We start from the raw sequence: 16,946 nt of genomic DNA, 5'->3' as shown, positions 1-16,946 counted from the left end.
TTCGGGGCTTTTTTTTTGATGAGTACACGTTCTCTAAAAATGGTCTTTCTTGTTCTTTTTCTTTTGCTGACCTGGAGCATATGCCTTGGCGCTTTTGGCACCTGTATGCTTTTTTACTTGACCGGGTGCGGTACTGCTCTTGGTATACGATTTATGGGTAGAACAAGACATAAATAAGGTCATCAGAAAAACAAGTCCGAAAATCTTAGTAGGTAATTTCATGGTTTTATATATTTTGATTCATATCAAATTAGGCAAACACACTCATTAAATGCTTCCCCAATTGACCAATGGTCCTTTTCAATTGACCTGTAAGGAATAACCGATATTTTTCCTCTTTATTTTAAGCTCAAAAGAGAATTTAGCGCTCAAAAAAACTTCTGTACTGCATTACCCTGAAATCAACGGTATTGAATTCCGGGTTTTTGCTTTTGAGTTGTTGGTACAGAGGTAAGCTGCCCACAGCTCTATTGGCTGCCCCAGAAGGTGCGGTGAGGGAAACCGTCTTAATAGTTCTCGACTGCGCTCGAACTGACAATGAACTTGGAGTGAGAGCCAATTCCAATTCATGGATTCTTGGCACCTCATTGGATATTACTTTCAATTTCAAATTGTGTTCTTTCAATAGCCTCCTGAAAAAGTATTCGGGGCCATTCTTGCTATTTCCACCAGTGAACAAAAGAGTATCAATATTAGGATATTCCTTCAAGTACCCTAACAAATCGCGAAGTACCACATTCTGCATCCCCAAATCCGAGGCATCTATTTTTTCCCGTTCCGCACTATGGACAATATCACAGACCCCTATTCTCTGTTCCAACAAAAAGGTTTTACGCTGTTCAACAGCCTCTGCGGTGGTTTCATACTTGAGTCCCAAATTGAAAATACGGTCCAAAATGGGCCACAACATTCCATTGCAACTGCCATAACAGAAATCCACATCCTCTGGTTTTAACTCACCCGTGCTAAATCGAGGCGGTGGTAAGGTGCCCACAATCAATTTGGTGGCCTCCGGAAATAGGAAAGGCTCATATGGGTGTGTATGCAGAAATGGCTTTGAACTCAATATTCCATATTTTGAACTCAAAAAAGGGCTAACCCTTAGGCCGAGTTCCTACTGGCATTAATGTTACCGTATAGTGATCGCGTCACTATTTTTTCATACAACTCCTTGAATTCCGAGTTTTGGGTGATATGGTACAAGGCATTTTGTTGGATGACCAATAATGGCAGTACAATCTTTTCCCTGATCTTTACGGATTCCCTGGAAACTTCCTCGTCCTCCATCAAAATCTTTTGTCCTGAAATCTGAAGCAGCATTTTTTGCGACAACTGGAACTCACTGTGCAGAATGTCCCAAAATGCACCAAACTCAGGATCTTCTTTCATGTAGCTGGTCAAATCAAAATTGGTTTTGGCCAAGGACATCATACTGTTGTGCATCAACGCCCTAAAAAATGGCACTTCCTTGTACAATTTCTTGATTTTGTTAAGTTTTCCCTCCTGTTTTAATTGTTGGATTGCTGTTCCCAATCCAAAATATCCGGGGACATTTTGTTTCAACTGGCTCCAAGACCCTACAAAAGAGATGGCACGCAAATCGGATAAAGTGAGCTGTTTCTTATTGCCCCGCTTACCCGGTCTACTACCGATATTGGCCTTGGTATAATATTTTAAAGTACTACGGTGCTCCAAATACGGAATGAACTTTTCATGCTGCTTCAATGCATCGTATTTGCTGAAACTCAATTCTGAAAGTTCCTCTATCAATTTACGCTGCGCCGCCGTAATGGTATGTTCTTTTCCAAAAAGGTTGTTACGGAGACCGGCGGTGAGCAACTGTTCTGAATTGTGTTTGAACTGCTCTTTGGTGCCATAGGTACTGGTTATGGTCTGCCCTTGAATGGTAAGTTGAATCTCATGGTTGGCCACATCCTTGGTCTGGGCGGCATAGAACCTATGGGTCTTTCCTCCTCCACGCGCTGGTGGCCCTCCCCTACCATCAAAGAAAATGGCTTTAATTCCATTCTTCTTACAAACCTTGCTCAAGGTTTCCTTGGTCTTGAGTATGGACCAATTGGCCTTAAGGTAACCTCCATCCTTGGTACCGTCCGAAAAGCCCAACATAATGGTATGGGTCTCATTTCTTCGCTCCAAGTGCTCCCTATATTTTGGGATATGGAACAAGGTCTGCATCACCTCTTCTGAAGCTTCCATTCCTTTCATGGTCTCGAATAGGGGGATGATATCAAAAGTGATGTCCTTTTCATCCCAACCGCTCCATCGGAACAGACCGAACACGAACAAGACGGCAAAAATATCCTCCGAGTTACTGATAATATAACGATTGCAACCTTCTTCACCATTTTTCTTTTGGATATCCTTTAACTGTTGGATGTTTAGAATGGTATCCTTAACTATCTCCTCATCGTAATCGTTGGGGTTGAGCTGCAAGTCTTTGTGAAGCAACCACTGGACCAATTCCTCTTCCCGAAGCTCTTCAAGATTGTCCTTGATAGCGCCCTGCTGTTTCAAGATGGTTTCTATGACCAATTTGTGTTTGCTATGATCCTGACGGATGTCCAAAGTGGCAAAATGCGTCTTGAAGATGTGTACCTTATCTATCAAATGGTCCAAACGATCTAAATACAGTTCGTGGTAGTCTGCCACCAATTTTTCCCTGATACTGTAAAGACTTTGTATAATCTCTTCATAGCCAATGTGTACATCGGCATTGAACATGGCATTGTACAGCTTTTCACTAAGCTGGTTGATGTCTTCTTGAAGTCCTTTGAATGTCAGCTTTTTTCTTAGATCCTTTAGTTCATTGTAATAACACTTCATTAGGGTGAGCCTTAACTCATCAGCAACCTTGCGGGTAATGTCCGCGGTCACGTAAGGGTTTCCATCACGGTCACCACCGGGCCAAAAGCCCAGTTTAATAATATTGTAATTCTCAAATTCGGCGTCCCTAATATTACGCTTCACATATTGGTATAGCTCTCCAACCGCATCGTAATAGGTATTTCGTAAAATGTATATGATGTTTTTGGCCTCATCCAAAGGAGTGGGTTTCTTGGCATTCACCAAAGAGGTAAGACCCAATTGCTGCAAGGTCACATCAATATCGTAAATCCGGTCGTTGTCTATTAGCGACCGCAATTCCGCAATGATATCCAAAACGGCTGGGGTATAAAACTGCGTTGGGTGGGCCGTAAGTACGATCCTTGCACTGAAGGTGGATAGTTTTTTGGAGGCCTTGTCCCAATTCTTTGTCCGATTGACCAACTCAAAATAATCCTTAATGGTCAACGAATTGCTGTATTTCTGAAGCTCAGGAAAAGCAGAATCCTCAACACTATCGTACAATACTACCTGTCGCTCCACGTATTGGATGATACGGAACATCAAATCCAATCGCTCCTGCTCATCCTTGATTCCAGCGAAATTGGTAAAAAAGACCTCCAAGATTTCTTGGGGATCCTTTCCTGCCTTCAACCCCTTTTCGCATTGATCCAACAGGAGCGGAATAAGCATCCCCACATTTTCCACATCCTTGTAGGGTAGGCTCAAAAAGAGGCTGTTGTAGATGTTGAACTTATTGGTAACCGATTTTTTAAATTCTTCTAACCGTTTGGACTGCTGCATGTAGTTTCGGTGTTTTTCTATTTAATTTGATTGAATTCCCAAAGGTCGTGATAAATGCCAAACCTTGGGATTAAATTTAGGTGTATCACAATTTAGGAGATGTGCTCCATAAACTTAACACATGGAGATTGACCATCCAAAAAAAAAGGAATTTTTCAAGGCCTCACAAACCTTATCTCACAAATACGGGCTCGTTTTCCTTTAGGGTGTGCTCCGCACTGAACGTATAGCCATCATAATCAAAACCTTTGAGGTCTTCCAAGGTTTTTGCATCGCTGTCGATAATATACCGAACCATGGAGCCCCGAGCTCTTTTTGCGAAAAAGCTAATGACCTTTAGCTTATCGTTTTTCCAATCTTTAAAGATTGGGGTAATGACCGGTACTTTGAGTTTCTTTTCATCCACCGCACCAAAATACTCGTTACTGGCCAGGTTGATGAACAGCTCATTATTTTCCAATTCGCTGTTCAAGTAATCGGTAAGTTCCTTTTTCCAGAACTCGTACAGGTTCTTTTTACGAGCTACTTTCAATTGGGTTCCCATTTCCAACCGGTAAGGTTGAATGAGGTCCAAAGGTCTTAAAACGCCATAAAGCCCTGATAAAATCCGTAAGGTATCCTGCAGTGTATCCAGCTTGTCCTCGGAAAGGGCATAAACATCCAATCCTTGGTAAACATCGCCATTGAAGGCATATACAGCAGGTCTGGCATTCTCCGGGGTGAACGGAGGTGAAAATTGTTGATTGCGTTCCCAGTTCAACTCGGCCAGCTTATCCGAAATGGACATTAATTGCGATAACGCCTTGGGTTTTTTCTTTTTCAAAATAGCGTTCAGCTTTTCGGATTGTTCCAAAAACTGGGGCTGGGTATATTGGGAAGTAGGCAAAGTGGTTTCAAAATCAAGCGACTTGGCCGGTGAAATAACAATTTTCATGGAAATTAATTTTTCGTAAAAATAACGAGGATTTTCCTTTTTTTCGCCTTCCGGCCATGGGGTTTATCAATCTTAAGATTGAGGTAACCTATGATTCATGGTGCTTGGCATATCCGCGCCATTTCTCTATACAATTGACCATGTCTTCGGGCAATTCGGATTCAAAACGCATAAACTCCCCGGTCTTTGGATGCTCAAAACCCAAGGTCTTGGCATGAAGGGCCTGCCTAGGAAGGGTCTTGAAGGCGTTTTCCACAAACTGTTTGTACTTGGTAAAAGTGGTTCCTTTCAAAATCTTATCGCCCCCATACCTCTCATCATTGAAAAGTGTATGGCCAATGTATTTCATATGGACCCGTATCTGATGGGTACGACCTGTTTCCAATTTACAGGAAATCAAGGTAACATAGCCCAAACGTTCCAGTACCTTGTAATGGGTCACGGCCTCCTTGCCTTCATCCCCTTCCGGAAAAACCACCATCTGCAGTCGGTTTTTGGGGTTGCGACCAATATGTCCTTCAACGGTGCCTTCATCCTCTTCCACATTGCCCCATACCAAAGCCACATACTCCCGTTCACTGGACTTTTCAAAAAACTGTTGGGCCAAATGGGTCATAGCCGATTCCGTCTTGGCAATGACCAATAAACCAGAAGTGTCCTTGTCAATACGATGCACCAGTCCGGGACGTTCCGAACTATTATTGGGCAAATTATCAAAGTGATGGACCAAGGCATTGATCAAGGTACCGGAATAGTTGCCATGCCCGGGATGTACCACCATGCCGGCTGGTTTGTTTACCACCAACAGAGAGTCGTCTTCATAGACAATATCCAAGGGAATATCTTCTGGGGTCAATAGGAATTCATACGGGGGGTGCTCAAACATCACCTTGACCTCATCCCCTGCCTTCACCTTATAATTTTGCTTTACAATGGTGCCATTTACCCAAATATGGCCTTGCTTGGCGGCTTGTTGGATTTTGTTTCGGGTGGCATTTTCAATGAAATTCATTAAAAATTTGTCCACACGAAGAGGTTCCTGCCCCTTCGATGCCACAAACCTGTGATGTTCAAAGAGATCTTCCTGTGAAAGTTCTTGGTTGTCCAAATCGTCCATGACTACTGTGAATCTGCTTGTACACGCGCACTACCGGGAATGGTTCCATTGCCACAGATGAGCTCAACCTTGGAAGTCTTGGGCAACTTGTCCCCGGGTTTCACGTATTTCCCCTTGAACTTCATATTGTAGACCATGTCCTTGCCCAATTCGTCAATATAGGTAACACGTTCCACATCCAATCCCACAGCCCTCAACATGGAGGCGGCATTGCGTTGGGTGACTTGGATGATATCCGGAACACTCACCTTTTTATATCCTGATGGATTCACGGTGAAGTATATTTTCCGGTTGGATTTGACCTTATTTCCCGCGGGAGGGTCTTGATCCAGAATGGAAAACCTTGGGTAATCCGGATTGTAGTTGGAGGAGTCCAACACTTGATATCGCAATCCGGCCTCTTCAACAGCTTTTCGCATATCCATGACCGACATTTTGGAAAAATCGGGCACCTCCACAAACTCGCCATGGTTAGTGGTACTTTTAAGCCATTGCAACGCCAAAAAAACCAAAAGCACTGTGGCCACGACCGCTAGGCCCAATTGTATGAGAAAGGTCTTGCTTTTTAAAAATCCAAAAAAATGTTTCATGCGATATGCTTATGTGGACAAATATAGGAAAGCCAGTGCTTTTTTCTTTACTTTGGCATCGCGATATTCGACAAGCTGATGAAAAAAAACATTGCCATTATCATGGGCGGTTACTCCAGTGAACACGCCATTTCCATTAAGAGCGGTAACGTGGTCCACAAGTATTTGGATACAGAGCGATACAATTCCTATCGGATTGTGATCACCAAGGAAAAGTGGGTATATCTGGATGATTCCAACAAGGAATTTGCTGTAGACAAAGCTGATTTCAGCATTCAACCTGAAGGGAAGAAAATCGTATTCGACTGTGTTTTCAACGCGATTCATGGCACACCTGGTGAGGATGGACTGCTCCAAGCCTATTTTGAGTTATTGGGGATTCCACAGACTTCATGCAACCACTATCAGTCCGCTTTGACCTTTAACAAACGGGACCTGTTGAGCACCTTAAAACCCTATGGCGTGCATTGCGCTACCTCATATTACGTGAACCACGGACAGGAAATCGATGAAGATGCCATTGTGGAAAAAGTAGGACTTCCCTGTTTTGTAAAGGCCAATAGGGCCGGAAGCAGTTATGGAGTCTCCAAAGTGTACCAAAAGGAAGAGCTTACCAAAGCGTTATCCGCAGCTTTTAAGGAAGATGATGAGGTAATCATTGAGTCCTTTTTGGACGGCACCGAAGTTTCTGTGGGAGTGATCACCTATAACAATGCCGTTACCGTGCTCCCCATTACGGAAATCATTTCAGAAAATGATTTTTTTGATTATGAGGCCAAATACCAAGGAAAATCACAAGAGATCACCCCGGCCCGAATATCCGAAACCCAGGAAGCCAATGTCAGGGCCTTGGCCGAATTCATCTATAAAACTTTGGGAATGAAGGGCTATACCCGGAGCGAGTTTATCTTTATCGGGGATGTCCCCCACCTTCTGGAGGTAAACACCACTCCCGGACTCACGGAAGAAAGTCTCTTGCCCCAACAGGCCAAGACAGCCGGTATTTCATTGGATCAATTATTTGACAGTGCCATTGTAGAGGCATTGCGATAGAAAATCTGTATTTTTAAGCAAACTTTCCCATCATGAGGCGCGCTATTTTCCCAGGATCCTTTGACCCACTTACCCTTGGACATTACGATATCATCAAACGGGGTATCACCCTATTCGATGAGTTGATCATTGCCATAGGGATCAATGCGGAAAAAAAGTACATGTTCTCTTTGGAGGAACGCACCCAATTCATCAAAGAGGCCTTTAAGGACGAGCCCAAGATCAAGGTACTCACATACGAGGGCCTTACTGTGGACTTCTGCAAAAAAATTGGAGCGGACTTTATATTGAGGGGACTCCGCAATCCTGCAGATTTTGAATTTGAAAAGGCCATTGCCCATACCAATAGAAAGCTTTCTGAGATAGAAACGGTCTTTTTATTGACTTCTTCAGGAAAATCCTACATAAGCTCATCCATAGTCCGGGATGTTATTAGAAACGGTGGTGACTACACCGGATTGGTTCCCGAAACCGTGGTGGTAAAATAGCAATCCTTTATCACTAAATCCTACAGTTTTAGGAGGATTTTCCTAATCCAACTCCCACAAAAAAACTTTCAAACCCTATTTTTTTTCCCGAAAACAACAGTTTCGGAAGTTTTCACAACAAATAATTATTGATAAATGTCAATACTTTTAAATTGGTCAGAAATTTCTTAATTACGAGAAGTTCCCCTAACGACCCCGTACTTTGAAAGCAGTTGAACGAATTGCCCAACATTATTTGCTAAAGCAGTTGCCCAAGGCAACCGCCTTTGCGGACACCAAAGGTATTTTGATGGATGCCTCGGATTCATGGCTCGATATTTTTGATATCCAAGCCAAGGCCAGCATGGACATCAACATCTTTGAATTGTTTTCGGGCATGGTCGAAAACATGGACCTACAAGCATCTTTAAAGGACAGTACATCACATACCATAAGACACCACAAAACCACAGATCAATCCGAGCAATGGTTCGAGAGCACCTTTTGCCCATGGTTTGATGAAACGGAAAACTTAATGGGCACCATAGTCCAGACCGATGACATCACACGATTGGTGGAAAAGGAACTGGAACTGGAACGGGCGAATTACCTGTTACAGGCTCAATCAGAGGTCTTAAATGTTGGGAATTGGGAATACAATGTGGAAACCGAACAGCTGTACTGGAGCGAAGAAACCAAAAAAATCCACCAGGTACCTTCATCCTACCAACCCGATGTAAGTGAAGCCATAGCCTTCTACAAGCAGGGCTACTCCCGAAATAAAATTTCGATGTTGTTCCATCAGATAATGACCCAAGGAACCCCTTTTAACCAAAAATTGGCCATTATCACAGCCAAAGGAGAAGAACGATGGGTCAAAGCTGCGGGTAAACCCATTAAAAAGGATGGCGAGATCGTTAAGGTGTTTGGAACCTTCCAAGACATCCACGATAAGGTAATGGCCGAAACAAAGACCAGGGAAAATGAGCAATTGCTCCACACCTTGATTGACAATATTCCTTTGAACATTTTTGTAAAGGACTTGGATTCCAAGAAAATTTTGGTCAACAAGGCAGAATGCGAATATTTGGGTAAAAAGCCCGAAGAAATGATCGGTAAGTCGGATTTTGACCTCTATGACCCTGAAGTCGCAAAGACATCACGGGATGAAGACCTTCAGGTTATACGCACCCTAAAACCTATTTTGGGAAAAGAAACCATCAGTATTAAAAAAGATGGGGAGTACACCAACTTCTTAACTTCCAAAATCCCACTTTTTGATGGTGAAGGCAAAATCAACGGGCTTATTGGCATCAGTATGGACATTACGGCCCTCAAGAAAAAAGAGGACCAACTGAGGAACCTTATCAACATTACCTCGGTACAGAACAAAAAACTAATCAATTTTGCGCACATCGTCTCTCATAATCTAAGGTCCCATTCCGCCAACTTCTCAATGTTGTTGGAGTTCCTCATCAATGAGGATGATGAAAGGGAAAAGGAGCATATCCTGAAAATGCTTTCGCAAGCTTCGAATCGCCTTTTGGAAACCTTGGACAACCTGAACGAGGTCATCGACATCAATACCAATGTAAATCTTGAAAAGAGTCCGCTTAACCTACATGACAACGTTGTCAAGGTACAGCAGAGTTTGTCGGCCCTCTTGGAAAAAAATCAGGTAGAAATCATCAACAAAGTTGACAAAGACCTTTGTGTTTCTGCTTGTTGCTCCTATTTAGACAGCATTATCATCAATTTACTGACCAATGCAGTCAAGTACAGGAGCTCCGAAAGAAATCCAGTGATCACCATCAATGCCAAGAAGCACGACAAGCATGTGGTGTTCAGCGTTTCAGACAATGGTCTTGGAATTGATCTGGAACGGTACGGTGGCAAAATATTTGGACTATATAAAACGTTTCATAATAACAAGGATGCCCGTGGGCTTGGATTATACATCATTAAAAACCAAATTGAGGCCATGGGTGGTAGCATTACCGCAAAAAGTGAAGTAGATAAGGGTACAACATTCAATGTGTATTTTAATGAAGAAAGTTAACAGTATGTTTATTGTGGACGATGATCCCATAACTGTTTTTGGCATCAAAAAGATGCTAAAACCCGTCTGTATCTGTGACGATATCCAAATATTTGAAAATGGAAAGGAAGCGGTGGATGCCCTTAAAAACCGGCTGGAAAACGGAGAGGACATTCCAGAAGTGATTTTTCTGGACATCAACATGCCTATAATGGATGGGTGGGATTTTTTGGAAGAGCTCATTTCAATGGATATCAAGGAGCATATTACCATTAACATGATCACCTCATCCATAGATCCCTTGGATTACCAAAAGTGGAGCGAATTCAAAAATAGATGCCCACATGGCCTCAACTACAAGAACAAGCCTATTTTTAAAATAGAGATTTCGGACCTGGAAAGTATAGATTTGGCTTCGTGACCATAATATTCTGTATTTTTAGGTTTACTAACAGTGTTTTTAGTGGTGTTGATCAATAAGGAATTTAGCATAGCACAAAAGTATATTGTCTTTTTTGCCCTACTTGTCACCTGTCTGTCCTGTGAAAACCAAAAACAGGATGAGGCCACTTCATACCAAACCTTTTTTGAAGCTTCAAAAGGCAAGGAAACTGCCACCTACGAAGAAACCATTGCATTTTATATGCGATTGGCCCGGGATTTTCCCCAGATCAACATACATACGATAGGCAGTACCGATAGTGGTTATCCGCTGCACATGGTCACCTTTAACCCCGATGGGGATTTTAACTTGGAGAATGTCCGAAAGGAAAAAGCCATTATCCTTATCAATAATGGTATTCATCCCGGAGAAAGCGATGGAATTGACGCCACCATGTTATTGTACAGGGACTTGGCCACCAAAGTGTTGCCCAGTCCAAAGAACACCGTATTGGTCACCATACCTGTTTACAACATTGGGGGTGCCCTCAACCGAAATTCAACCTCAAGGGCCAACCAAAACGGCCCCGAGGAATACGGGTTTCGGGGGAATGCCCGCAACTACGACCTGAACCGGGACTTCATTAAAATGGACACCAAAAACGCACAAGGTTTTGCCAGTATATTCCATAGGGTAAAACCTGATGTCTTTGTGGACAATCACGTAAGCAATGGGGCCGATTATCAATACACCTTGACCCATTTGTTCACACAGCACAATAAATTGGGGAGTCATTTAGGACAGTACCTCCATAAAGAATTAATGCCCGGACTGGAAAAATCCTTGGCGGACAAGGAATGGGACATCACCCCTTATGTGAACGTTTTCAACGTACCGCCGGAAATGGGTTTTAGCCAGTTTATGGACCACCCCAGATACTCCACAGGCTACACCACCCTTTGGAACACCCTTGGGCTTATGGTGGAAACCCATATGCTAAAACCCTACGACCAACGTGTGGAAGGCACCTATCAACTCATGGAAAGCCTGGTGCAGCTGGTGGAAAAGCAATACGACACCATCAAGGAGCTGCGAAAACAGACCCAAGAGGAAAACCTTGGACTTTCGCAGTATTATTTCTCTTGGCAGGTAGATACCACGCAAACTTCAACACTGCAATTCAAAGGGTATGAAGCAGAGCGTCTCTTGAGCGAGGTAACCGGACTTCCCCGTTTAAAATACGATCGGACCAAACCCTTTACCAAAGAAACCGTATATCAGAATTACTACTACCCAAAAGATACCATTGCCGTACCGGATGCCTACGTAGTCAAAAAAAGCTGGCAAAAGGTCATGGACCGATTGCAAACCAATAACATCCATTATTTTAGACTTGACAAGGATACCTCCCTTACCGTAAACGGGTATAAGATCTTGGAGTATGAAACTCGCAAAAATCCTTACGAAGGACATTACCCCCATTTTAATACCCAAGTGGCCAGTTGTACCAAAATAGTCCATTTCAATGCGGGTGACGTGGTCATTCCCACCCATCAACCAGGAATCAGGTACATTTTGGAAACCCTGGAACCCCAAGGCGTGGATTCTTTTTTCAATTGGAACTTCTTTGATACGGTTCTCCAGCAAAAAGAGGGTTTTTCCCCTTATGTCTTTGAAGATGTTGCCAAGGATATGTTGGAGAGGGACTCCGTATTGCGACAGAATTTTATGGCCAAAAAGGCATTGGATAAAGAATTTTCCGAAAATTGGTATGCACAATTGGATTGGTTGTTCCAACAGTCCAAATATTTGGAAGATGCCTATCTGAACTACCCGGTATATCGTATTGAAAAAAACAGCGAAGCCTCAAAAATATTGGACCGGGACTAATCCCATTCCCAATCCTCAAACAAGATTTCAATGTTGGCGTAGGAGTTTTTCAAGGCCTTTTTGGTCTTTCTTCGGCCTTTCCATTTTACTTTGGATATGCCCTCCGATTTTTCAGCGACCAACTTGCCCGTAAACGAAGTGGACATTACAAACCAATGGGTTTCCTTCAAACGATACTCCCCATTTCTCTTAAAAATATGGTAGGTGGTTCGCAAAAACCGCTCAATGGCCAATCCCGAAACACCTGTTTCCTCCTCAACCTCCCTAATGGCGGCATTTTCAATAGATTCCCCTTTATCCACTTTGCCTTTGGGCAAATCCCATTTTCCATTTCTGTAGATAAAGAGCACCTTGCCTTTTGGGTTAACTACAAATCCCCCACCAGCCACCACCACAGGGATTTTATGGCGAAACATTTTTAAGATCTTGTCCCCGTCGGGATGATAGAGATACGCTTTGTCCAGCTTCCCTTTGGCCAGTTTCTCTATAGCCTTCAAAATAGAATCCCCATCCATGGAAAAAAGGCTTCCATTGGATTTATCCGGACGCTTGTTTGTTAAAATCAGTGGAGATTCATTTACAAAAACTTCATACATTTGCGCAATGGTTTTAGATAAGGGAATCGCAAAAAAAACAGCTGAGCTGCTGTTACAAATTAATGCAATTAAGTTGGAACCCGAAAATCCATTCACATGGGCTTCTGGGTGGAAATCCCCAATTTATTGCGACAATAGGGTCATGCTCTCCTACCCTGAAATACGGAATTTTGTACGGGAAGAGATGGCCAAACAAGTTGAAAACCTCTATGGCAAACCCGATGTGATTGCCGGTGTGGCCACAGGCGCCATTGGAATTGGCATTTTGGTGGCCGAAGCCTTGGGCCTTCCTTTCATCTATGTAAGACCAGAACCCAAATCCCACGGAAGGCAAAACCAAATTGAGGGATATCTGGAACACGGTCAGAATGTAGTGGTCATTGAAGACTTGATCAGTACGGGAAAAAGCAGCCTCAATGCAGTAAAGGCCTTGAAAGAACAAGGTGCCCATGTAAAAGGTATGGTAGCCATTTTTACCTATGGTTTTCCCGTAGCCACGGATAACTTTGAAAAGGAAGATGTGGAACTGCACACCCTGTCCGACTATGATCACCTTATAGAACAAGCCTCCGAAACACACTACATCAAAGAATCACAATTAAAAACCTTATTGCAGTGGAGGATAGATCCACAGCAATGGAAATAAGCCAGAAAATGCACATTGAAGTCCCTAAGAAGAAAGTGGCCAAAAGTGGCAAGGAAGTTTTTGATTTTCTTTCCGACATCAAAAATTTTGAGACCTTGATGCCCAGTAATATTGACAAATTTGAGGTCTTGGATGAGAAAACCTTCAAGTTTGCCCTTAAGGGCATGCCTGAAATCACACTAAGGTTGAAGGAGCAAATCCCTCATGAAAAAGTGGTTTTGGGAGCTGCCAGCGACAAATTACCGTTCACCTTGACTGGTGATATTACCGCATTGGGTGACCATGAAAGTGAAGTAGCCCTCAATTTTGAAGGCGAGTTCAATGCCATGATGGCCATGATGATCAAATCGCCCATCACCAACTTCATGCAGACCCTATCTTCCAACTTGGACAAAATAGGTCAATAAAGCAAGGTTACTTCTTTTAGATCGTACTCTTTAAAAATATGGTCCTCCAACTCCAGGACAAGTTTTCCTGTTTCCGAAACACCCCGGATAAAGCCCATAAACCTCTCCCCTTGGCCATTGCTAAACGTGGAGGGTTTGTCTTTTCGGAATAAATGCTGTTCGTACTCAGGAAGGAGTTCGGCAATGGTTTTGTTTTCAATATCGGATAAACGACCTTGTATGCTTTCCAAAATCAGATGCAACAGCTCATCCAAGTCAAAAAAACGTCCACTAATGGTATGCATGGATGCCACTTTCCCCAAATTATCAAAAGAAGTTTGATTTACATTGAGACCAATCCCGATAATGGAATGTTGGATACCCTGCCCTTTAAGAATATTTTCAATTAAAATGCCACATATTTTTGATGAACCTGACAGAATGTCGTTGGGCCATTTCACCCTGACATTGGGAAGATCCATGGCGTTCAGAACATCACAAACGGCCAAGGACACTGCTATGTTCAAATTAAACTGACGTTCTGATGAAAAAGAATTAAAACCCTTTAAAACACTGAATGTTAGGTTTTTACCTCCTTCAGATTGCCAAGTTGCCCCCATTTGCCCTCTCCCTTTAAGCTGTTTTTTGGCAACGACCACGGTAAAATCCGTAGCATTTTTGGTCTGCAACAAATCCTTTAAATACTGATTTGTGGAGTCCGTGGCATCAAGTTTGATTATCCGTGATTGTTCTCCCAATGTGGTACGCCTTTATGATATGTTAAAATCTAAGGCTAAGAAAACAAAAAAAATATAACTTTGTAAAAACTAAAATTTTTGAATGCAGAAAACGAAAACCAGCGCAGATGAACTGATTGCCTTGATTTTACACGGGATTGAAGAAGTTAAAGGTGTTGACATAAATCTACTTGATCTTAGGGAAATCGAAAATACGGTCTGCGACTACTTCATCATCTGCAATGGTACTTCCAACACGCATGTAAACGCAATTGTTTCCTCTATCCAAAAAACCGTTAGCAAAGCCATCCATGACAAACCATGGCATGTTGAAGGTTCTGAAAACGCAGAATGGGTACTGATGGACTATGTGAATGTTGTGGTGCATGTATTTCAAAAACACATCAGGGAATTCTATGATATTGAAGGACTTTGGGGAGATGCCAAAGTCACCATGGTGGAGAGCAGCTACAATTCTTAAAAAAAAATGGCAAACGAAAACAATTCAAATACCCCTAAAAAACCTCGTTTCAGTTCGTGGTGGATCTATGGTGTGGTCATTGCACTGATCATAGGCTTTCAATTTTTTGGCGGAAGCAGTTTCTCCAATACCGAAAAAACCACTACGTCCGAATTACAGGAATACTTGCGAAACGGTGATATCTCCAAGATCATCATCATTACCAATACCCGTCAGGCAAAAGTTTTCCTTACGGAGGAAGCCCTTAAAAAAGACGTCCATAAAGGAGTAGCGGAAAAACCGTTGTTCCCATCGGCCGGCTTGGTGCCCCAGTATGTATTGGACTACGGTGACCTGCAAATTTTCCAAAACGAAATCACCGAAATCAAGAAAGAAAACAATCTCGATACCATAGTTGAGTTCGACACGGAATCCAACGTATTGGGCGAACTACTGCTATCCCTACTCCCCTTTGCATTGATCATAGGAATATGGATTTACCTGATGCGTAGGATGTCAGGTGGTGCAAGCGGCGGTGCTGGCGGACAGATTTTCAACATTGGGAAATCCAAAGCAAAGCTTTTCGACGAAAAAACAGATACCCGAACTTCCTTTAAGGATGTGGCCGGATTGGAAGGTGCCAAGGAAGAAGTACAGGAAATTGTGGAATTCCTCAAAAATCCTGACAAATACACCTCACTGGGAGGCAAGATTCCGAAAGGTGCTCTCTTGGTAGGACCTCCGGGGACTGGTAAGACCCTTTTGGCCAAGGCGGTTGCAGGAGAGGCCAAAGTGCCCTTCTTCTCCCTATCCGGTTCCGACTTTGTGGAAATGTTCGTGGGTGTTGGGGCGTCACGTGTCCGTGACCTCTTCAAACAGGCGAAGGACAAATCCCCAGCCATCATTTTTATTGATGAAATCGATGCCATTGGTAGAGCGCGTGGAAAGAACAATTTCACCGGCTCCAATGACGAACGTGAAAATACACTGAACCAGCTCTTGACCGAAATGGATGGTTTTGGCACCAATACCAACGTTATTGTACTGGCTGCCACAAACCGGGCCGATGTCTTGGACAAAGCTTTGATGCGTGCCGGACGTTTTGACCGTCAGATTTATGTTGACCTTCCGGACCTTAATGAGCGTAAAGAAATCTTCGAGGTACACCTTAGACCCATTAAAACGGCTGAGACCTTGGACTTGGACTTCTTGGCAAAACAAACTCCAGGATTCTCAGGGGCCGATATTGCCAACGTCTGCAACGAAGCTGCCCTGATCGCTGCTCGAAAAGAGAAAAAAGCGGTTACCAAACAAGATTTCTTGGATGCCGTGGACCGAATTGTGGGCGGATTGGAAAAGAAAAACAAAATTATCACTCCAGAAGAGAAAAAGACCATTGCCTTCCACGAAGCTGGCCACGCAACGGTAAGCTGGATGTTGGAACACGCAGCGCCTTTGGTGAAAGTAACCATTGTTCCAAGGGGACAATCCTTAGGGGCCGCATGGTATTTGCCAGAAGAGCGACTCATTGTGCGTCCCGAGCAGATGTTGGATGAAATGTGTGCTACCATGGGTGGTAGGGCCGCTGAAAAGGTTATCTTCAACAAAATATCCACTGGAGCTTTGAGCGATTTGGAGAAAGTGACCAAACAAGCTAGGGCCATGGTTACCATTTACGGTCTTAATGATGAGTTGGGAAATATCACCTATTACGACTCCTCTGGCCAGAACGAATATGGATTCACCAAACCGTACAGTGAGGAAACTGCCCAAAAAATTGACTTGGAAATATCCAAAATGATTGAAGAGCAGTACCAAAGAGCCATTAAATTGTTGCAAGACAACAAGGACAAACTTACCGAACTGGCAGAAAGACTTTTGGACAAAGAAGTTATCTTTAAGGACGATTTGGAAAAGATTTTTGGAAGACGCCCCTTTGAAAAAGAAGAAGAGGAGTTGGAACCAGAACCCGTTAAGTAACACCAATTGACAACTATTGAAG

The 16,946-nt window shown here is 43.1% G+C and carries 17 protein-coding genes; 9 read left to right on the top strand and 8 right to left on the bottom strand.

Annotation, left to right across the window (positions count from 1 at the left end):
* Positions 1 to 33: 33 nt before the first annotated feature.
* The 6 genes from F8C76_RS17020 to F8C76_RS16995 form a co-directional block, all read right to left on the bottom strand.
* A complete protein-coding gene (locus F8C76_RS17020; protein WP_152132775.1) occupies positions 34 to 222 on the bottom strand; it encodes a hypothetical protein in 189 nt (62 codons plus the stop codon).
* A 139-nt stretch (positions 223 to 361) separates the two neighbouring features.
* Complete coding sequence (locus tag F8C76_RS17015; RefSeq protein ID WP_152132774.1) at positions 362 to 1,066, bottom strand: uracil-DNA glycosylase family protein; 705 nt, start codon at positions 1,064 to 1,066, stop codon at positions 362 to 364.
* 35 nt (positions 1,067 to 1,101) lie between these two features.
* Positions 1,102 to 3,648, bottom strand: coding sequence for a phosphoenolpyruvate carboxylase (locus F8C76_RS17010; RefSeq protein WP_152132773.1), 2,547 nt, complete (start codon positions 3,646 to 3,648; stop codon positions 1,102 to 1,104).
* Positions 3,649 to 3,820: 172 nt separating this feature from the next.
* On the bottom strand, positions 3,821 to 4,582 hold the full coding sequence (yaaA, locus tag F8C76_RS17005; RefSeq protein ID WP_152132772.1) for a peroxide stress protein YaaA: 762 nt from the start codon (positions 4,580 to 4,582) through the stop codon (positions 3,821 to 3,823).
* Positions 4,583 to 4,670: 88 nt separating this feature from the next.
* Positions 4,671 to 5,699: an RluA family pseudouridine synthase gene (locus F8C76_RS17000; RefSeq protein WP_152132771.1), complete on the bottom strand. Its 1,029-nt coding sequence runs from the start codon at positions 5,697 to 5,699 to the stop codon at positions 4,671 to 4,673.
* Between the two features lie 2 nt (positions 5,700 to 5,701).
* Positions 5,702 to 6,289, bottom strand: a complete 588-nt coding sequence (locus tag F8C76_RS16995) for a PASTA domain-containing protein (protein WP_116217501.1) — start codon at positions 6,287 to 6,289, stop codon at positions 5,702 to 5,704.
* Between the two features lie 78 nt (positions 6,290 to 6,367).
* Between F8C76_RS16995 and F8C76_RS16990 the strand changes: the two genes are divergently transcribed.
* The 5 genes from F8C76_RS16990 to F8C76_RS16970 all read left to right on the top strand — a co-directional run bounded on the left by F8C76_RS16990 (position 6,368) and on the right by F8C76_RS16970 (position 12,119).
* A complete protein-coding gene (locus tag F8C76_RS16990; RefSeq protein WP_152132770.1) occupies positions 6,368 to 7,342 on the top strand; it encodes a D-alanine--D-alanine ligase in 975 nt (324 codons plus the stop codon).
* A 32-nt stretch (positions 7,343 to 7,374) separates the two neighbouring features.
* On the top strand, positions 7,375 to 7,830 hold the full coding sequence (coaD, locus tag F8C76_RS16985) for a pantetheine-phosphate adenylyltransferase (protein WP_129656096.1): 456 nt from the start codon (positions 7,375 to 7,377) through the stop codon (positions 7,828 to 7,830).
* A 202-nt stretch (positions 7,831 to 8,032) separates the two neighbouring features.
* Entirely contained in the window at positions 8,033 to 9,868 is a 1,836-nt protein-coding gene (locus F8C76_RS16980; RefSeq protein WP_249042448.1) for a PAS domain-containing sensor histidine kinase, read from the top strand.
* Positions 9,855 to 10,268 carry a response regulator gene (locus F8C76_RS16975; RefSeq protein ID WP_242502217.1) on the top strand — a complete coding sequence of 138 codons (414 nt, stop codon included), beginning with the start codon at positions 9,855 to 9,857 and terminating at the stop codon, positions 10,266 to 10,268. The genes F8C76_RS16980 and F8C76_RS16975 overlap by 14 nt, the downstream gene beginning before the upstream one ends.
* 42 nt (positions 10,269 to 10,310) lie before the next feature.
* Entirely contained in the window at positions 10,311 to 12,119 is a 1,809-nt protein-coding gene (locus F8C76_RS16970) for a M14 family metallopeptidase (protein WP_249042447.1), read from the top strand.
* Here the strand turns inward: F8C76_RS16970 and F8C76_RS16965 are convergent.
* Positions 12,116 to 12,715, bottom strand: a complete 600-nt coding sequence (locus tag F8C76_RS16965) for an NUDIX hydrolase (protein ID WP_129656094.1) — start codon at positions 12,713 to 12,715, stop codon at positions 12,116 to 12,118. The genes F8C76_RS16970 and F8C76_RS16965 overlap by 4 nt on opposite strands.
* A gap of 7 nt (positions 12,716 to 12,722) precedes the next feature.
* Between F8C76_RS16965 and pyrE the strand changes: the two genes are divergently transcribed.
* Positions 12,723 to 13,361, top strand: coding sequence for an orotate phosphoribosyltransferase (pyrE, locus tag F8C76_RS16960; protein WP_152132768.1), 639 nt, complete (start codon positions 12,723 to 12,725; stop codon positions 13,359 to 13,361).
* 8 nt (positions 13,362 to 13,369) lie between these two features.
* Positions 13,370 to 13,768: an SRPBCC family protein gene (locus F8C76_RS16955; protein ID WP_152132921.1), complete on the top strand. Its 399-nt coding sequence runs from the start codon at positions 13,370 to 13,372 to the stop codon at positions 13,766 to 13,768.
* On the opposite strand, the gene F8C76_RS16950 is transcribed toward F8C76_RS16955, so the two are convergent.
* Positions 13,762 to 14,505, bottom strand: coding sequence for a biotin--[acetyl-CoA-carboxylase] ligase (locus F8C76_RS16950; protein WP_152132767.1), 744 nt, complete (start codon positions 14,503 to 14,505; stop codon positions 13,762 to 13,764). The two genes, F8C76_RS16955 and F8C76_RS16950, sit on opposite strands and share 7 nt — an antisense overlap.
* An 82-nt stretch (positions 14,506 to 14,587) precedes the next feature.
* On the opposite strand from F8C76_RS16950, the gene rsfS reads away from it, so the two are divergent.
* Together rsfS and ftsH are read left to right on the top strand one after the other, a co-directional pair.
* Positions 14,588 to 14,965, top strand: coding sequence for a ribosome silencing factor (rsfS, locus tag F8C76_RS16945; protein WP_116217494.1), 378 nt, complete (start codon positions 14,588 to 14,590; stop codon positions 14,963 to 14,965).
* Between the two features lie 6 nt (positions 14,966 to 14,971).
* Positions 14,972 to 16,924 (top strand): ATP-dependent zinc metalloprotease FtsH, encoded by a 1,953-nt coding sequence (gene ftsH, locus F8C76_RS16940; RefSeq protein WP_129656091.1) that lies wholly within the window; start codon positions 14,972 to 14,974, stop codon positions 16,922 to 16,924.
* The last annotated feature ends 22 nt before the right edge of the window (positions 16,925 to 16,946 follow it).

It is taken from the genome of Flagellimonas olearia, from assembly GCF_009184425.1.
Classification (GTDB): Bacteria; Bacteroidota; Bacteroidia; order Flavobacteriales; family Flavobacteriaceae; genus Flagellimonas; species Flagellimonas olearia.
Note: the sequence above shows the minus strand (reverse complement) of the source record. Positions and strands in the feature narration are given on the sequence as shown.